This is a genomic window from Leclercia sp. 1548 (assembly GCF_050435045.1).
Lineage (GTDB): Bacteria > Pseudomonadota > Gammaproteobacteria > Enterobacterales > Enterobacteriaceae > Enterobacter > Enterobacter adecarboxylatus.
In genome coordinates this window covers 219,357-237,533 of the sequence record NZ_JBNDJP010000005.1, presented here as the reverse complement: position 1 = coordinate 237,533, position 18,177 = coordinate 219,357, and the positions used below count along the sequence as shown (strand labels likewise).

Genomic DNA, 18,177 nt, shown 5'->3' with positions numbered 1-18,177 from the left:
ATTAGTGGCGGTTTTGCTGTTTTTTTCCGCACTTGATACAATGAGCTGAAATTGCCCTTGCGAAGGTCATTCGCTTTGGTTAGTATTCACACCCGCTTCAGTGGGAAAGCAAAACTCCTGCTTATTGGTCGAAGCATTGGTATGCGGCAACTCCGCAAGGAACAGGTTGATTATGTACGAAGCTCTTTTAGTAGTTTTCCTTATTGTAGCCATCGCTCTGGTAGCGTTGATCATGCTGCAGCAAGGTAAAGGCGCTGATATGGGGGCCTCTTTTGGAGCAGGCGCTTCTGGTACGCTGTTCGGTTCAAGTGGTTCTGGTAACTTCATGACCCGCGCAACGGCGATTCTGGCAACGCTGTTTTTCATCATCAGCCTGGCGCTTGGCAATATCAACAGCAATAAGACCAGTAAAGGAAGCGAGTGGGAAAATCTGAGCGCACCGGCGAAATCCGAGCAGACTCAGCCAGCTGCACCGGCTAAGCCGACCAGCGATATCCCGCAGTAATAGTAGTATCAGTGCTGAGGTGGTGGAATTGGTAGACACGCTACCTTGAGGTGGTAGTGCCCTAACGGGCTTGTGGGTTCGAGTCCCATCCTCAGTACCAATATTCCGAAGAAAAGACGTCGCAAGACGTCTTTTTTTTCGTCTGTCGTTTATGTCCGTGGTTTGTAAGGGTGTAGGGCGGGTAAGCGCAGCGCCAACCACTGTTTTGCCCGCCAGCGTAATGCTTGCCGGAACTACGAAACCTCAGAAACAAAAAAGGCGCCTTCAGGCGCCTTTTGCATTTCGGTACAGTGATTACTGCTTATCGCTGTTTTCCAGATTCTCAACCTGCGGCAGACCATTACCTGTTGAGACAGAGAGCAGGCCATTCTCGGTATAGGTGAACAGCTTGGCACGGGTATCGGTGATATCCAGGTTACGCATGGTCAGCTGGCCGATACGATCGTCAGGCGAGAAGACGGAATCGCCTTTCTCCATGGTCAGACGCTCTGGCTGGTAGGTCAGGTTGTCAGACACGGTGTTCAGAATGGAGTAGTCATTGCCACGACGCAGCTCCAGGGTCACTTCACCTGTAATGGCGCTTGCTACCCAACGCTGCAGGGCATCACGCAGCATCAGTGCCTGCGGATCGAACCAGCGGCCCTGATACAGCAGTTTGCCCAACTGACGGCCATGGGAGTGATACTGCTCGATGGTGTCTTCGTTATGAATACCGGTCAGCAGACGCTCGTAAGCGATGTGCAGCAGCGCCATCCCCGGGGCTTCATAGATGCCACGGCTCTTGGCTTCGATGATACGGTTTTCAATCTGATCGCTCATTCCCAGACCGTGACGCCCGCCGATGCGGTTGGCTTCCAGCATCAGTTCCACATCGTCAGAGAAGGTCTGGCCATTCAGGGCAACCGGGTGGCCGCGTTCAAAACGCACGGTCACTTCTTCCGCCTGGATTTTGACGTTTTCGTCCCAGAACTTCACGCCCATGATTGGGTTAACGATCTTCACGCTGGAGTTCAGGAACTCCAGGTCTTTTGCTTCGTGTGTCGCACCCAGCATGTTGGAGTCGGTAGAGTAGGCTTTCTCGACTGACATTTTGTAGTCAAAGCCGCAGGCGATCATAAATTCGGACATTTCGTGACGGCCGCCCAGCTCGTCGATAAAGTCAGTGTCCAGCCACGGCTTGTAGATCTGCAGTTCGGCATTGGTCAGCAGGCCATAACGGTAAAAACGTTCGATGTCGTTGCCTTTATAGGTGCTACCATCACCCCAGATGTTGACGCCGTCGTCTTTCATGGCGGCAACCAGCATAGTGCCGGTAACCGCACGGCCCAGCGGGGTAGTGTTGAAATAGGTCAGGCCGCCGGTGGTATTATGGAAAGCGCCACACTGAATGGCAGCAATACCTTCGGCAACCAGCTGCTTACGGCAGTCAATCAGGCGTGCGTTCTCTGCACCGTACTCCATGGCACGACGAGGGATCGCTTCATAATCGTCCTCATCTGGCTGACCCAGGTTCGCAGTATATGCATAAGGAACCGCTCCCTTCTGGCGCATCCACAGCAGTGCAGCGCTGGTATCCAGGCCGCCTGAAAAAGCGATGCCAATACGTTGTCCTTGCGGAAGATGCTTGAGAATCGTCGTCATAAAATAAAACCCTGCTTGATTGACTGGTGAGTGATCGCTTTCACCCTAAATGCATTTTTATGCAGAATAAGTGAGTTTTCATTTAATCATCTTTTGGCAAGTACCGAAAGAGATTCGTGTATTTTTTGTAAAAATTTCCCGCCTTAATCGCTGCGGTTAGCAGGGTTGACAGAGGGGGCGCGCTATCAATATACTAAACGCCGATTTTACGTCCCGTCCTCGGTACCAAATCCCAGCATTATTTGCATTTTTTACCCACAGAGAGTAGAATTTGCCACGTTTCAGGCGCGGGGTGGAGCAGCCTGGTAGCTCGTCGGGCTCATAACCCGAAGGTCGTCGGTTCAAATCCGGCCCCCGCAACCACTTTCCTATAAAGTCCTTTTTCAAATATACTGTGAAGACTTAGCGCCTTCGTAGCTGGATTTGAAAAAATTCTTTTTGAAAGTGCTCCAGGCCACTGTTGTGGCTATAGGGTTCAGTTATCTAAAGCCCCGATTTATCGGGGTTTTTTGTTATCTGACTACAGAATAACTGGGCTTTATGCCCTTTTTTTACGTCTTGGGGGTGGGCTTGTCCACATTAGACCAAAAATTAACAGAGATGATTAAAGCACCAGTCGAAGCACTGGGCTACGAACTGGTCGGCATCGAATTCATTCGCAGCCGTACATCCACGCTGCGCATCTATATTGATAGTGAAGATGGCATCAATGTTGATGATTGTGCTGATGTTAGCCACCAGGTGAGTGCGGTTCTTGATGTTGAAGATCCTATTACCGTCGCCTATAACCTGGAAGTTTCCTCGCCTGGTCTGCATCGCCCGCTGTTTACTGCTGAACACTACACCCACTACATTGGTGAAGAAGCGGCTATCGTCCTGCGTATGGCTGTACAAAACCGCCGTAAATGGCAGGGCGTTATTAAGGCCGTTGACGGTGAGATGATCACAGTAACAGTCGAAGGCAAAGATGAAGTGTTCGCGCTGAGTAATATCCAGAAGGCGAACCTGGTTCCCCACTTTTAACAGTCTGGATGAGGTGAAAAGCCCGCGATGAACAAAGAAATTTTGGCTGTTGTTGAAGCCGTCTCCAACGAAAAATCACTGCCGCGTGAAAAGATTTTCGAAGCGCTGGAAAGTGCACTGGCTACGGCAACCAAGAAAAAATACGAGCAAGAGATCGATGTTCGTGTAGAAATCGATCGCAAGAGCGGCGACTTCGATACTTTCCGTCGTTGGGTTATCGTGGAAGAAGTGACCCAGCCAACGAAAGAGATCACTCTCGAAGCGGCACGTTACGAAGATGAGAGCCTGAACATCGACGATTACGTTGAAGATCAGATCGAATCTGTCACCTTCGACCGTATCACCACCCAGACTGCTAAACAGGTTATCGTACAGAAAGTTCGTGAAGCTGAGCGCGCTATGGTCGTTGACCAGTTCCGCGAGCATGAAGGTGAGATCATCACGGGCGTGGTGAAGAAAGTTAACCGCGACAACATCTCCCTGGATCTGGGTAACAACGCTGAAGCAGTGATTCTGCGTGAAGATATGCTGCCACGTGAGAACTTCCGTCCGGGTGACCGTATTCGCGGCGTACTCTATTCCGTGCGTCCAGAAGCGCGTGGCGCTCAGCTGTTCGTGACCCGTTCTAAACCTGAAATGCTGATCGAACTGTTCCGCATTGAAGTGCCAGAAATTGGCGAAGAAGTGATCGAGATTAAAGCCGCTGCCCGCGATCCGGGTTCCCGTGCGAAAATCGCGGTGAAAACCAACGACAAGCGTATCGACCCTGTTGGTGCTTGCGTCGGTATGCGTGGCGCGCGTGTTCAGGCAGTTTCGACTGAACTGGGCGGCGAGCGTATTGATATCGTTCTGTGGGACGACAACCCGGCGCAGTTCGTGATCAACGCGATGGCACCGGCTGATGTTGCGTCTATCGTGGTAGACGAAGACAAACACACCATGGATATCGCCGTGGAAGCAGGCAATCTGGCGCAGGCTATCGGCCGTAACGGTCAGAACGTCCGCCTGGCTTCACAGCTGAGCGGCTGGGAACTCAACGTAATGACCGTTGATGACCTGCAGGCTAAGCATCAGGCTGAAGCCCATGCGGCCATTGATACCTTCACTAAGCATCTGGACATTGACGAAGATTTCGCCACCGTTCTGGTTGAAGAAGGTTTCTCAACGCTGGAAGAACTGGCCTATGTGCCAATGAAAGAACTGCTGGAAATCGACGGCCTGGATGAAGCCACCGTTGAAGCCCTGCGTGACCGCGCTAAAAACGCACTGACCACCCTGGCACTGGCTCAGGAAGAAAGCCTTGGTGATAACAAGCCGGCTGATGACCTGCTGAATCTGGAAGGTCTTGATCGTGCGATTGCGTTCAAGCTGGCTGCCCGTGGTGTTTGTACGCTGGAAGATCTCGCTGAACAAGGCGTTGATGACCTGGCTGATATCGAAGGTTTAACCGACGAGAAAGCCGGCGAGCTCATCATGGCCGCACGTAATATTTGCTGGTTCGGCGACGAAGCGTAATAAACTGTAGCAGGAAGGAACAGCATGACTGATGTAACTGTAAAAACGCTGGCTGCTGAAATTCAGACTTCCGTGGACCGCCTGGTACAGCAATTTGCTGATGCAGGGATCCCGAAGTCTGCTGATGACTCAGTGACCGCGCAAGAGAAACAAACTTTATTATCGCACCTGAACCGTGAACACGGCTCGGCGCCTGATAAACTGACGTTACAGCGTAAAACGCGCAGTACGTTAAATGTTCCTGGTACCGGTGGAAAAAGCAAATCGGTACAAATCGAAGTCCGCAAGACACGCACCTTTGTAAAACGTGATCCGCAAGAGGCTGAACGCCTTGCCGCGGAAGAGCAGGCGCAGCGTGAAGCGGAAGAACAAGCTCAGCGTGAGGCGGAAGCAACCGCCAAACGTGAGGCAGAATTAAAAGCTGAACGTGAGGCCGCAGAAAAAGCGAAGCGCGATGCCAGTGAAAAAGCGAAGCGTGACGCTGCGGAAAAAGACAAAGTGAGCAATCAACAGACTGACGAAATGACCAAAACTGCCCAGACGGAAAAAGCCCGTCGTGAAAATGAAGCTGCCGAGCTGAAGCGTAAAGCCGAAGAAGAAGCTCGTCGCAAGCTGGAAGAAGACGCACGTCGTGTTGCTGAAGAAGCACGTCGTATGGCAGAAGAAAACGCAGGTGTTTGGGCTGAGCAAGAGAAAGCGAAAGGTGATGAGGATAAGAGCGATTATCACGTCACCACTTCTCAGCATGCGCGCCAGGCCGAAGACGAAAACGACCGTGAGGTTGAAGGTGGTCGTGGCCGTACCCGTACTGCATCAAAAGCTGCCCGCCCTCAGAAGAAGGGTAACAAACACGCCGAATCTAAAGCCGATCGCGAAGAAGCGCGTGCCGCGGGTCGCGGTGGTAAAGGTGGCAAGCGTAAAGGTTCCGCTCTGCAGCAAGGCTTCCAGAAGCCAGCTCAGGCTGTTAACCGTGACGTTATCATCGGTGAAACCATCACTGTTGGCGAACTGGCGAACAAGATGGCCGTTAAAGGTTCTCAGGTCATCAAAGCGATGATGAAGCTGGGCGCGATGGCGACCATCAACCAGGTTATCGACCAGGAAACCGCACAGCTGGTTGCCGAAGAGATGGGCCACAAAGTTATCCTGCGTCGTGAAAACGAGCTGGAAGAAGCGGTAATGAGCGACCGTGACACGGGCGCAGCCGCTGAGCCGCGCGCACCGGTTGTGACCATCATGGGTCACGTTGACCACGGTAAAACCTCTCTGCTGGACTACATTCGTTCCACGAAAGTGGCCTCCGGCGAAGCAGGCGGCATTACCCAGCACATCGGTGCCTACCACGTAGAAACCGACAACGGGATGATCACCTTCCTGGATACCCCGGGCCACGCCGCGTTTACCTCTATGCGTGCTCGTGGTGCGCAGGCGACGGATATCGTTGTTCTGGTGGTTGCAGCAGACGATGGCGTGATGCCGCAGACTATCGAAGCTATCCAGCACGCGAAAGCGGCGCAGGTGCCTCTGGTCGTTGCAGTGAACAAAATCGATAAGCCAGAAGCGGATATGGATCGCGTTAAAAACGAACTGTCCCAGTACGGTGTTATGCCAGAAGAGTGGGGCGGCGAGTCTCAGTTCATCCCGGTTTCTGCAAAAGTGGGTACCGGTATTGATGACCTGCTGAACGCTATCCTGCTGCAGGCTGAAGTTCTGGAGCTGAAAGCGGTTCGCAATGGTATGGCGAGCGGTGCGGTGATCGAATCCTTCCTGGATAAAGGTCGTGGCCCGGTTGCGACTGTTCTGGTACGTGAAGGTACCCTGAACAAAGGCGACATCGTGCTGTGTGGCTTCGAATATGGCCGTGTTCGCGCAATGCGTGACGAACTGGGTCGCGAAGTACTGGAAGCAGGTCCGTCCATTCCTGTGGAAATCCTCGGTCTGTCCGGTGTTCCGGCTGCCGGTGATGAAGTGACCGTTGTTCGTGACGAGAAAAAAGCGCGTGAAGTTGCGCTGTACCGTCAGGGCAAATTCCGTGAAGTTAAACTGGCTCGTCAGCAGAAATCTAAACTCGAGAACATGTTTGCCAACATGACCGAAGGCGAAGTTCACGAAGTGAACGTCGTTCTGAAGGCAGACGTGCAGGGTTCTGTGGAAGCGATCTCCGACTCTTTACTGAAACTGTCTACCGACGAAGTGAAAGTGAAGATCATCGGTTCTGGCGTAGGTGGTATCACCGAAACCGACGCAACCTTGGCTGCAGCATCCAACGCGATTCTGGTTGGCTTCAACGTCCGTGCCGATGCTTCTGCGCGTCGCGTGATCGAATCAGAAAGCCTGGATCTCCGCTACTACTCCGTCATCTATCACCTGATCGACGAAGTGAAAGCGGCAATGAGCGGTATGCTGTCTCCAGAGCTGAAACAGCAGATCATCGGTCTGGCTGAAGTACGTGACGTGTTCAAATCACCGAAATTCGGTGCGATCGCGGGCTGTATGGTTACCGAAGGCAACATTAAGCGTCACAACCCAATCCGCGTTCTGCGTGACAACGTGGTTATCTATGAAGGCGAGCTGGAATCCCTGCGCCGCTTCAAAGATGACGTTAACGAAGTCCGTAACGGCATGGAATGTGGTATCGGCGTGAAGAACTACAACGACGTTCGCGTAGGCGATATGATCGAAGTGTTCGAGATCATCGAGATCCAACGCAGCATCGACTAATCCCCTGCGGATCAGTCCACATGTAAGCCGGGATCGCCTCGCGCCACCCGGCAAGAATTATCAAAAGGGGCTAAAAGCCCCTTTTTTGTCTGGAGAATTTATTATGGCGAAAGAATTTGGTCGCCCGCAGCGCGTAGCTCAGGAGATGCAAAAAGAGATCGCAATCATCCTGCAGCGCGAAATTAAAGATCCACGCCTGGGCATGATGACGACGGTATCTGGTGTAGAAGTGTCCCGCGATCTGGCCTATGCCAAGGTGTTTGTGACCTTCCTGAATGACCATGACGAAGCGGCAGTTAAGCTGGGCATCAAAGCCCTGCAGGATGCCTCTGGTTTTATCCGCTCTCTGCTGGGCAAAGCTATGCGCCTGCGTATCGTGCCGGAACTGACCTTCTTCTACGACAACTCACTGGTTGAAGGGATGCGCATGTCCAACCTGGTCACCAGCGTGGTGAAGCAGGATGATGAGCGTCGTGTGAACCCGGACGATAACAAGGAGGACTAATGAGTCGTCCTCGTCGTCGCGGTCGCGACGTACACGGCGTGCTGCTACTGGATAAGCACCAGGGTGCTTCCAGCAACGACGTGCTGCAAAAGGTTAAGCGTATTTATAACGCGAACCGTGCCGGACATACCGGTGCGCTTGATCCGCTGGCGACCGGGATGTTGCCGGTTTGCCTGGGTGAAGCGACGAAGTTTTCCCAGTATCTGCTGGATTCCGACAAACGCTACCGCGTGATTGCCAGGCTGGGCCAGCGCACGGACACCTCCGATGCGGATGGCCAGGTGGTCGAAGAACGTCCGGTGGCGTTCAGCGCTGAACAGCTTGCGGCTGCGCTGGAGAGTTTCCGCGGCGACACCCAGCAGGTGCCGTCGATGTATTCAGCACTGAAATACCAGGGCAAAAAACTCTACGAGTACGCGCGCCAGGGTATTGAGGTGCCACGCGAAGCCCGCCCGATTACGGTGTATGAACTGCTGTTCATTCGCCACGAAGGGGATGAGCTGGAGCTGGAAGTTCACTGCTCAAAAGGCACTTACATCCGTACCATCATTGACGACCTGGGTGAAAAACTGGGTTGTGGCGCGCACGTGATTTATCTGCGCCGTCTGGCGGTGAGTAAATACCCGGCAGAACGGATGGTGACGCTGGAGCAGCTCCAGGCGCTGGTTGAGCAGGCCCAGGAGCAAGGTATTGATGCTGCCGATTTGCTGGATCCGCTGCTGATGCCTATGGACAGTCCAGCTTCGGACTATCCGGTGGTCAATCTGCCGCTGACCTCGTCCGTTTACTTTAAAAACGGCAACCCGGTGCGCACCACTGGCGTTCCTCACCAGGGGTTAGTGCGCGTGACGGAAGGCGATGACAATACCTTTATCGGCATGGGCGAAATTGACGACGAAGGTCGTGTTGCACCACGCCGTCTGGTGGTCGAATATCCGGCATAACTGACGCCTCACCTTGCGATAAGCAGGGGAGGCGGGTAGAATATTGCCGCTTAACGTCTGGTAAATTGTTTAACAATTGGCAAGCGTTATACATGGGATAGCTGAATTAGAGATCGGCATCCTTTCATTCTTTATACTTTGGAGTTTTAAAATGTCTCTAAGCGTTGAAGCTAAAGCTAAAATCGTTTCTGAGTTTGGTCGTGATGCTAACGACAGCGGTTCTACCGAAGTTCAGGTTGCACTGCTGACTGCACAGATTAACCACCTGCAGGGTCACTTTGCAGAGCACAAAAAAGATCACCACAGCCGTCGTGGTCTGCTGCGCATGGTTTCTCAGCGTCGTAAACTGCTCGACTACCTGAAGCGTAAAGATGTTGCACGCTACACCGCGCTGATCGAGCGTCTGGGTCTGCGTCGCTAAGTCTTGCGAGTTTCAGAAAAGGGGGCCTTATGGCCCCTTTTTTCAACCAGACCGCAGCAATTCACTGGAAACTAATGTATTGTTGCTATAAATGATCTTCATTGCAGAGGTTCGCGCGGCTAATGAGAGGCTTCACCCATGGGGGTGTCGGTTGTCATTAGTCGCGAGGATGCGAAGAAGGTCCGGTTAAACGTCAGCACGCCTCTGGTGTGCTGTCATTCATTTAAGAAAGGACAGAATCTTGCTGAATCCGATCGTTCGTAAATTCCAGTACGGTCAGCATACCGTCACGCTGGAAACCGGCATGATGGCGCGTCAGGCCACTGCTGCTGTTATGGTAAGCATGGATGACACCGCGGTATTCGTAACCGTGGTTGGCCAGAAAAAAGCAAAACCAGGTCAGGACTTCTTCCCACTGACCGTTAACTACCAGGAGCGTACCTACGCTGCCGGTAAAATCCCGGGTGGTTTCTTCCGTCGTGAAGGCCGTCCAAGCGAAGGCGAAACCCTGATTGCGCGTCTGATTGACCGCCCGGTTCGCCCGCTGTTCCCGGAAGGCTTCGTTAACGAAGTTCAGGTTATCGCCACCGTTGTTTCCGTTAACCCACAGGTTAACCCGGACATCGTTGCGATGATCGGCGCATCTGCAGCCCTGTCTCTGTCTGGTATTCCATTCAACGGTCCAATCGGTTCTGCTCGCGTAGGTTATATCAATGACCAGTACGTTCTGAACCCAACTCAGGACGAGCTGAAAGAGAGCAAGCTGGACCTGGTTGTTGCCGGTACCGAAGCTGCGGTACTGATGGTTGAATCCGAAGCAGAACTGCTGAGCGAAGACCAGATGCTGGGCGCGGTGGTGTTTGGCCACGAGCAGCAGCAGATCGTTATCCAGAACATCAACGACCTGGTGAAAGAAGCCGGTAAACCACGTTGGGACTGGCAGCCAGAAGCGGTTAACGAAGCGCTGAACGCGCGCGTTGCTGCACTGGCTGAATCTCGTCTGAGCGATGCTTACCGCATCACCGACAAGCAGGAGCGTTATGCTCAGGTTGACGTCATCAAATCTGAAACCATCGCTACGCTGGTGGCAGAAGATGACTCCCTGGACGCTAACGAACTGAGCGAAATTCTGCACGCGATCGAGAAAAACGTTGTTCGTAGCCGCGTTCTGGCAGGCGAGCCACGTATCGATGGCCGTGAAAAAGACATGATCCGTGGTCTGGATGTGCGTACTGGCGTGCTGCCACGTACTCACGGTTCTGCGCTGTTCACCCGTGGTGAAACTCAGGCGCTGGTAACTGCGACCCTGGGTACTGCCCGTGACGCACAGAACATCGACGAACTGATGGGCGAGCGCACTGACAGCTTCCTGTTCCACTACAACTTCCCTCCGTACTCCGTGGGGGAGACCGGTATGGTTGGCTCGCCGAAGCGTCGTGAAATTGGTCACGGTCGTCTGGCGAAGCGCGGCGTTCTGGCTGTTATGCCAGATGCTGATAAATTCCCGTACACCGTTCGCGTGGTTTCTGAAATCACCGAATCTAACGGCTCCTCTTCTATGGCTTCCGTGTGTGGTGCTTCTCTGGCACTGATGGACGCGGGTGTTCCGGTGAAAGCAGCTGTTGCGGGTATCGCGATGGGTCTGGTGAAAGAAGGCGACAACTACGTTGTTCTGTCTGACATCCTGGGCGACGAAGATCACCTGGGTGATATGGACTTCAAAGTTGCGGGTTCCCGCGAAGGTATCTCTGCCCTGCAGATGGATATCAAAATTGAAGGCATCACCAAAGAGATCATGCATGCTGCGCTGAACCAGGCGAAAGGTGCACGTCTGCACATCCTGAGCGTGATGGAACAGGCGATTAACGCGCCACGTGGCGACATTTCTCAGTTCGCACCACGTATCCACACCATCAAGATCAGCCCGGACAAGATCAAAGACGTTATCGGTAAAGGCGGTTCCGTTATCCGTGCTCTGACCGAAGAGACCGGCACCACCATCGAAATCGAAGATGACGGTACTGTGAAGATCGCAGCGACCGACGGTGAGAAAGCGAAATTCGCTATCCGTCGTATCGAAGAGATCACCGCAGAGATCGAAGTGGGCCGTATCTATAGCGGTAAAGTGACCCGTATCGTTGACTTTGGCGCATTCGTTGCCATCGGTGGCGGTAAAGAAGGTCTGGTACACATCTCTCAGATCGCTGACAAGCGCGTTGAGAAAGTGACCGATTACCTGCAGATGGGTCAGGAAGTTCCGGTTAAAGTTCTGGAAGTTGACCGCCAGGGCCGTATCCGTCTGAGCATTAAAGAAGCGACCGAGCAGTCATCTGCCGCTGCACCGGAAGCTCCGGCAGCAGAACAGGGCGAGTAAGGTTGCCGTTTGCCCTCCGCGTAAGCGGGGGGCTTGTTATCAGGCAGGACGCCTTGTTGAGCCGCCGGGGGACAGGACGTTCATCCAATAGTTGTCTTCGGGAGTGGGAAATGAAGCCTTTTCTGCGCTGGTGTTTCGTTGCGACAGCTTTGACGCTGGCAGGATGCAGCAACTCTGCCTGGCGTAAAAGTGAAGTCCTCGCAGTGCCACTGCAACCGACTTTGCAGCAGGAAGTGATTCTGGCACGCATGGAACAAATTCTTGCCAGTCGGGCTTTAACCGATGACGAACGCGCACAGCTTTTATATGAGCGCGGAGTGTTGTATGATAGTCTCGGTCTGAGGGCACTAGCGCGAAACGATTTTTCACAAGCGTTGGCGATCCGACCGGATATGCCTGAAGTATTCAATTACTTAGGTATTTATTTAACGCAGGCAGGCAATTTTGATGCTGCCTATGAAGCGTTTGATTCTGTACTTGAGCTTGATCCAACTTACAACTACGCGCACTTGAATCGCGGGATCGCCCTGTATTACGGCGGTCGTGACAAGTTAGCGCAAGATGATCTGCTGGCGTTTTATCAAGACGATCCTAACGATCCTTTCCGTAGCCTGTGGCTTTACATTGTTGAGCAGAAGCTCGATGCAAAGCAGGCCAAAGACGCGTTAAACCAACGCTTCGAAAAATCGGACAAGGAGCAGTGGGGATGGAATATTGTCGAGTTCTACCTGGGCAACATCAGCGAAGCAACGCTGATGGAAAGGCTCAAGGCAGACGCAACGGATAACACCTCGCTCGCTGAGCATCTCAGTGAAACCAACTTCTATTTAGGTAAGTACTACCTAAGTCTGGGGGATATGGACAGCGCTACGGCACTGTTCAAATTAGCGGTTGCTAACAACGTACACAACTATGTTGAGCACCGTTATGCATTGTTGGAATTATCGCTCTTGGGCCAGGAGCACGACGACCTGGCAGAATCGGACCAGCAATAGCTGACGACATAAACATCAGCCCGTAATCTTTTGATTGCCATCATCTTAACCGGTGAGGGCGTTGTTGTTCGTCAATACACCTACTTTGAGCCGGTTCACACTTTCAATGAAAATTACCGAAAATTTTCACGATGAGTTATGTAGACTGGCCGCCATTAATATCGAGGCACTTGTACTACATGGCTGAATTCGAAACCACTTTTGCAGATCTGGGCCTGAAGGCTCCTATCCTTGAATCCCTTAACGATCTGGGTTACGAAAAACCATCTCCGATCCAGGCAGAGTGTATCCCACATCTGCTCTCTGGTCGTGACGTGCTGGGCATGGCCCAGACTGGTAGCGGTAAAACTGCAGCGTTCTCGCTGCCGCTGCTGAACAACATTGATCCTGACCTGCGCGCGCCGCAGATCCTCGTACTCGCTCCGACCCGTGAACTGGCTGTTCAGGTTGCGGAAGCGATGACTGAATTCTCTAAACATATGCGCGGCGTAAACGTGGTTGCCCTGTACGGCGGCCAGCGTTATGACGTGCAGTTACGCGCCCTGCGTCAAGGCCCACAGATTGTCGTCGGTACGCCGGGTCGTCTGCTGGATCACCTGAAACGCGGTACGCTGGATCTCTCTAAACTGAGCGGTCTGGTACTGGATGAAGCTGACGAAATGCTCCGCATGGGCTTCATCGAAGACGTAGAAACCATCATGGCGCAGATCCCGGAAGGTCATCAGACCGCTCTGTTCTCTGCAACCATGCCAGAAGCGATCCGTCGTATTACCCGTCGCTTCATGAAGGATCCGCAGGAAGTGCGTATCCAGTCCAGCGTAACCACGCGCCCGGACATCAGCCAGAGCTACTGGTCTGTATACGGTATGCGTAAAAACGAAGCGCTGGTGCGTTTCCTGGAAGCAGAAGATTTTGATGCGGCGATCATCTTCGTTCGTACCAAAAATGCGACCCTGGAAGTGGCTGAAGCCCTGGAACGTAGCGGCTACAACAGCGCCGCGCTGAACGGCGACATGAACCAGGCCCTGCGTGAGCAGACTCTGGAGCGTCTGAAAGACGGTCGTCTGGATATCCTGATTGCAACCGACGTGGCAGCACGTGGTCTGGACGTTGAGCGTATCAGCCTGGTTGTTAACTACGACATCCCGATGGACTCTGAGTCTTACGTTCACCGTATTGGCCGTACCGGTCGTGCAGGTCGTGCGGGTCGTGCGCTGCTGTTCGTTGAGAACCGCGAGCGTCGTCTGCTGCGTAACATCGAACGCACCATGAAGCTGACCATTCCAGAAGCCGACCTGCCTAACGCAGATCTGCTGGGCAAACGCCGTCTGGAAAAATTCGCCGCGAAAGTACAGCAGCAGCTGGAAAGCAGCGACCTGGATCAGTACCGTGCGCTGCTGGCGCAGATCCAGCCAACCGCTGAAGGCGAAGAGCTGGATATGGAAACGCTGGCTGCCGCTCTGCTGAAGATGGCTCAGGGCGAACGTAGCCTGATCGTGCCACCTGATGCGCCAATGCGTCCTAAGCGTGAATTCCGTGACCGTGACGATCGTTTCGAACGTCGTGGCGACCGCAACGATCGTGGCCCGCGTGGCGACCGTCCAGAGCGTGGTGGTGAAGACCGTCCACGTCGCGAACGTCGTGACGCAGGCGAAATGGAACTGTACCGCATTGAAGTGGGCCGTGATGATGGCGTTGAAGTTCGTCACATCGTTGGTGCTATCGCTAACGAAGGCGACATCAGCAGCCGTTACATTGGTAACATCAAGCTGTTTGGTTCCCACTCTACCATTGAGCTGCCAAAAGGCATGCCGGGCGAAGTACTGCAGCACTTTACTCGCACCCGCATCCTGAACAAGCCGATGAACATGCAGCTGCTGGGTGATGCTCAGCCACGCCCGGACCGTGGTCCGCGTCGTGATGGCGATCGTCCTGCTGGCCGTGGCTTCGGTGGCGGCGAACGTCGTGAAGGCGGTCGTGGTCCTCGTCGTGAAGGCGCTGCGCCAGGTGCAGGTCGTTTCAGTGGTGAACGCCGTGAAAGCCGTGGCCCACGTCGCGAAGATGGCAGTGCTCCTGCCCGTCGCCGTGACGCGTAAGCCTTACGCTTCAGTCGTAAAGTAAAATATACAGCCCCGATATTGTTATCGGGGCTTTTTTTATTCCCTTTGTACTACTGTACTGGTACAGTGCAGCACATTAAGATGCAGGTCCCAAATTATTGACTGGAGAAAAGGCTGTATGGCGACACTAACCACCACCCAAACGTCACCCTCACTGCTTGGCGGTGTGGTGATCATCGGCGGTACCATTATCGGCGCAGGGATGTTCTCTTTGCCGGTGGTGATGTCCGGGGCGTGGTTCTTCTGGTCGCTGGCGGCGCTGATTTTCACCTGGTTCTGTATGCTGCACTCTGGCCTGATGATCCTCGAAGCTAACCTTAACTACCGCATTGGTTCGAGCTTTGACACTATTACCCGCGACTTGCTCGGCAAGCGCTGGAACATCGTCAACGGCATCTCGATTGCCTTTGTGCTCTACATTCTGACCTACGCCTATATCTCGGCAAGCGGTTCGATTCTGCACCACACCTTCTCGGAGATGTCTCTGGACGTGCCTGCGCGGCTGGCGGGGCTGTGCTTCGCGCTGGGCGTGGCGTTCATTGTCTGGATGAGCACCAAAGCGGTGAGCCGCATGACGGCCATTGTGCTGGGCGCGAAAGTCATTACTTTTTTCCTGACCTTCGGCAGCCTACTGGGGCACGTTACGCCTGCGACGCTGTTTAATGTGGCGGAGAGCAATACCTCGTACTCTCCCTATCTGCTGATGACGCTGCCGTTCTGCCTGGCGTCGTTTGGCTATCACGGCAACGTGCCGAGCCTGATGAAGTACTACGGCAAAGATCCGCGCACCATTACCCGCTGCCTGGTCTATGGCACGCTGCTGGCGCTGGGGCTGTATGTGATCTGGCTGCTGGGAACCATGGGCAACATCCCTCGCCCGGAATTTATCGGCATTGCGCAGAAGGGCGGTAACATCGATGTGCTGGTGCAGGCTCTGAGCGGGGTGCTGAACAGCCGCAGTCTGGATCTGCTGCTGGTGATTTTCTCTAATTTTGCTGTGGCCAGCTCTTTCCTCGGCGTGACACTGGGCCTGTTTGATTATTTGGCCGATCTTTGTGGCTTTGATGATTCCGCGCTGGGCCGTCTGAAAACCGCGCTGCTGACCTTCCTGCCACCGGTCATTGGCGGCCTGCTGTGGCCAAACGGTTTCCTGTATGCCATTGGCTATGCAGGGCTGGCGGCAACCATCTGGGCGGCGATTGTGCCCGCACTGCTGGCACGTAAATCACGTAAACGCTTCGGTAGTCCAAAATTCCGCGTCTGGGGCGGCAAACCGATGATTGCATTGATTCTGGTATTCGGGATAGGTAACGCCCTGGTACACGTACTGTCGAGCTTTAACCTGTTGCCTGTCTACCAGTAACTCTCCTCACTCCTCTCCCAAAGGGAGAGGGAGATGATCGTAGGCCGGGCAGGCGCAGCGCCGCCCGGCAAACATTACCCCACGAGTTCCTCTTTCACCTGCATCGCCAGATCGAACGAATGCAATCGCGCCTGGTGATCGAAAATCTGGCCATTCACCATGATCTCGTCGGCCTGGGTTTCACGCAGCACCGCTTCCAGTCCATGGCGGACTTTCGCTTTATCACCCACCAGCGACATGCTCAGCGCCTGCTGGACGCCATACTGCTCTGAAGCGGACCACAGCTGATGCATATTCTCCACCGGCGGTGGCAGTTGCCCTGTTTCGCCGCGGCGTAGCTTCATAAACGCCTGCTGCATGGAGGTAAACAGGAACTCCGCATCGCGGTTGCTGTCAGCGGCAATGATATTGATACACACCATCGCGTACGGTTTTTCGAGCCGTGATGAGGGTTTGAAGTTGGTGCGATAAAGATGCAGCGCCTGGTGCAGCATATCCGGCGCAAAGTGTGAGGCGAAGGCAAACGGCAGCCCCAGTTGCGCGGCCAGTTGGGCGCTGTACAGGCTGGAACCCAACAGCCAGACCGGGATCTGCTCCCCGTAACCCGGCACCGGGCGTACCTGTGGGTTCGGGTCATGCGCGTCGAACCAGGCCACCAGTTCCGCCACATCGCGCGGGAAGTTGTCGATATCGCCACCCATATGACGGCGCAACGCGCGCATGGTGGGCTGATCGCTGCCCGGTGCACGCCCCAGCCCCAGATCGATTCGGCCAGGGTAGAGGGTATTCAGGGTGCCAAACTGTTCGGCAATCACCAGCGGAGAATGGTTCGGCAACATCACGCCGCCCGAGCCTAAATGGAGGGTAGTGGTATTGGCTGCCAGATAGCCGAGCAGCACCGAGGTGGCCGCACTGGCGATCCCAACCATGTTGTGGTGCTCCGCCAGCCAGTAGCGATGATAGCCGCGCTGTTCAGCCAGGCGAGCGAGATCCAGAGAGTGGGTAAACGCTTCCCGGGCCGAGGAGCCTTCAGGTATCGGCGCCAGGTCCAGCACCGAAAACGGAATGGATTTATCAGTCATAACAGCTCACTTTGTCGACGGTGAATCTTTAATACTGCATCAAAATTTAATAACCGTTGTTAACAAAGTGAGCTTTTACATTTCATCTTTACGCCTGCAGCTCCAGCCCGGCCAGCCGTCGCCAGTAGCCGTTGCACTCGCTGTTTGCCGTCAGCGGCAGCGGGGCAGCGCCCTGCTCGTTGGCGCGGAAGGCGTCAATCATGGCGAAGGTTTCCTTGCCCAGCGGCGACAGACGCACCATATCCACCAGCCCTTGCATCGACGCCAGTTCGTTACCGAGGTTATAAACGTACCCGCTCATGGTCTGAATTCCGTTCAGGACAAACACCTGCTGATTCTCCTGCGACAGCATGCTGCGCCCGTTCGGATATTTGATGCAGCAGGTCTCGCACTCATCCTTCGGTAGGTTCTCTGAGCGCGCGGTAAAGCAGCGTGCGGAGTAGGCCAGCGGCAGATGGCCATAGCTGAGTACTTCTACTTCAAACTGATTGCGGATCCCCAGTTCGTCGCACTGCGCCAGTATGTTGACCAGCCAGTCACGGGAAAGCTCCACCGGCATACACCAGCGGGTCATGCCCTGTTTAAGCAACAGACGCAGGGTTACGGCGTTGTAGCAGTTCAACGCATGCCCGGCGACAAACGGCAGTTTGCGCTCGGCGCACAGGTTCACCACGCCGAGATCGCTGGCTTCCAGCAGAAACTCGCCGTTATCCACGTAGCGTTTCAGCTCGTTCAGTTCAGACGAGGCCTGCACCAGCGCCAGGGTGGAGAGCACCACCTGTTTGCCGCTGCCTGCCAGGCTTTTTGCCATATCCAGCCAGTCACCCACTTTAGTGGCCCGGCGCTTACTGCATACCGCCTCACCGAGATAAATCACATCGGCCTGACTGGTTGCGGCCTGCTGGTAAAAATCTTCCAGCGTCTCTTTTGACCAGTAATAGAGCACCGGTCCTAATGAATATTTCATG

The 18,177-nt window shown here is 54.2% G+C and carries 15 protein-coding genes and 2 tRNA genes; 14 read left to right on the top strand and 3 right to left on the bottom strand.

What is annotated here, in order from left to right; translation table 11 throughout:
• The first annotated feature begins 172 nt into the window (after nt 1-172).
• Both secG and ABIE02_RS15655 read left to right on the top strand, forming a co-directional pair.
• The gene (gene secG / locus ABIE02_RS15660) at nt 173-505 is read left to right on the top strand and encodes a preprotein translocase subunit SecG (protein WP_032614427.1); all 333 of its coding nucleotides are present in this window, start codon (nt 173-175) and stop codon (nt 503-505) included.
• Nucleotides 506-518: 13 nt separating this feature from the next.
• Nucleotides 519-605: transfer RNA gene (locus ABIE02_RS15655), tRNA-Leu, on the top strand.
• A gap of 194 nt (nt 606-799) precedes the next feature.
• On the opposite strand, the gene argG is transcribed toward ABIE02_RS15655, so the two are convergent.
• The gene (gene argG / locus ABIE02_RS15650; protein WP_032614424.1) at nt 800-2,146 is read right to left on the bottom strand and encodes an argininosuccinate synthase; all 1,347 of its coding nucleotides are present in this window, start codon (nt 2,144-2,146) and stop codon (nt 800-802) included.
• Nucleotides 2,147-2,432: 286 nt separating this feature from the next.
• Between argG and ABIE02_RS15645 the strand changes: the two genes are divergently transcribed.
• The 12 genes from ABIE02_RS15645 to mtr all read left to right on the top strand — a co-directional run bounded on the left by ABIE02_RS15645 (nt 2,433) and on the right by mtr (nt 16,127).
• Nucleotides 2,433-2,509: transfer RNA gene (locus ABIE02_RS15645), tRNA-Met, on the top strand.
• A 207-nt stretch (nt 2,510-2,716) separates the two neighbouring features.
• The gene (gene rimP, locus ABIE02_RS15640; protein ID WP_032614627.1) at nt 2,717-3,169 is read left to right on the top strand and encodes a ribosome maturation factor RimP; all 453 of its coding nucleotides are present in this window, start codon (nt 2,717-2,719) and stop codon (nt 3,167-3,169) included.
• Between the two features lie 27 nt (nt 3,170-3,196).
• Entirely contained in the window at nt 3,197-4,684 is a 1,488-nt protein-coding gene (gene nusA, locus ABIE02_RS15635) for a transcription termination factor NusA (RefSeq protein ID WP_032614421.1), read from the top strand.
• A gap of 24 nt (nt 4,685-4,708) precedes the next feature.
• Nucleotides 4,709-7,405, top strand: a complete 2,697-nt coding sequence (infB, locus tag ABIE02_RS15630) for a translation initiation factor IF-2 (protein WP_032614419.1) — start codon at nt 4,709-4,711, stop codon at nt 7,403-7,405.
• Nucleotides 7,406-7,508: 103 nt separating this feature from the next.
• Complete coding sequence (rbfA, locus tag ABIE02_RS15625; RefSeq protein WP_032614418.1) at nt 7,509-7,910, top strand: 30S ribosome-binding factor RbfA; 402 nt, start codon at nt 7,509-7,511, stop codon at nt 7,908-7,910.
• The gene (truB, locus tag ABIE02_RS15620) at nt 7,910-8,854 is read left to right on the top strand and encodes a tRNA pseudouridine(55) synthase TruB (RefSeq protein ID WP_032614417.1); all 945 of its coding nucleotides are present in this window, start codon (nt 7,910-7,912) and stop codon (nt 8,852-8,854) included. Before rbfA ends, truB begins: the two co-directional genes overlap by 1 nt.
• A gap of 151 nt (nt 8,855-9,005) precedes the next feature.
• Complete coding sequence (gene rpsO, locus ABIE02_RS15615; protein ID WP_032614416.1) at nt 9,006-9,275, top strand: 30S ribosomal protein S15; 270 nt, start codon at nt 9,006-9,008, stop codon at nt 9,273-9,275.
• 241 nt (nt 9,276-9,516) lie between these two features.
• Nucleotides 9,517-11,649 (top strand): polyribonucleotide nucleotidyltransferase, encoded by a 2,133-nt coding sequence (gene pnp, locus ABIE02_RS15610; protein ID WP_077226313.1) that lies wholly within the window; start codon nt 9,517-9,519, stop codon nt 11,647-11,649.
• 110 nt (nt 11,650-11,759) lie between these two features.
• The gene (gene nlpI, locus ABIE02_RS15605; protein ID WP_032614411.1) at nt 11,760-12,644 is read left to right on the top strand and encodes a lipoprotein NlpI; all 885 of its coding nucleotides are present in this window, start codon (nt 11,760-11,762) and stop codon (nt 12,642-12,644) included.
• Nucleotides 12,645-12,750: 106 nt separating this feature from the next.
• Nucleotides 12,751-12,831: a protein YrbN gene (yrbN, locus tag ABIE02_RS15600; protein ID WP_098946273.1), complete on the top strand. Its 81-nt coding sequence runs from the start codon at nt 12,751-12,753 to the stop codon at nt 12,829-12,831.
• Nucleotides 12,824-14,740 (top strand): DEAD/DEAH family ATP-dependent RNA helicase, encoded by a 1,917-nt coding sequence (locus ABIE02_RS15595; RefSeq protein WP_032614409.1) that lies wholly within the window; start codon nt 12,824-12,826, stop codon nt 14,738-14,740. The genes yrbN and ABIE02_RS15595 overlap by 8 nt, the downstream gene beginning before the upstream one ends.
• A gap of 142 nt (nt 14,741-14,882) precedes the next feature.
• Nucleotides 14,883-16,127, top strand: coding sequence for a tryptophan permease (gene mtr, locus ABIE02_RS15590; protein ID WP_204231522.1), 1,245 nt, complete (start codon nt 14,883-14,885; stop codon nt 16,125-16,127).
• Nucleotides 16,128-16,201: 74 nt separating this feature from the next.
• Here mtr and ABIE02_RS15585 read toward each other — a convergent pair whose 3' ends face one another.
• Together ABIE02_RS15585 and ABIE02_RS15580 are read right to left on the bottom strand one after the other, a co-directional pair.
• The gene (locus ABIE02_RS15585; RefSeq protein WP_032614405.1) at nt 16,202-17,209 is read right to left on the bottom strand and encodes a luciferase-like monooxygenase; all 1,008 of its coding nucleotides are present in this window, start codon (nt 17,207-17,209) and stop codon (nt 16,202-16,204) included.
• A gap of 88 nt (nt 17,210-17,297) precedes the next feature.
• Entirely contained in the window at nt 17,298-18,176 is an 879-nt protein-coding gene (locus tag ABIE02_RS15580) for a U32 family peptidase (protein ID WP_262658800.1), read from the bottom strand.
• Nucleotide 18,177 lies beyond the last annotated feature (1 nt).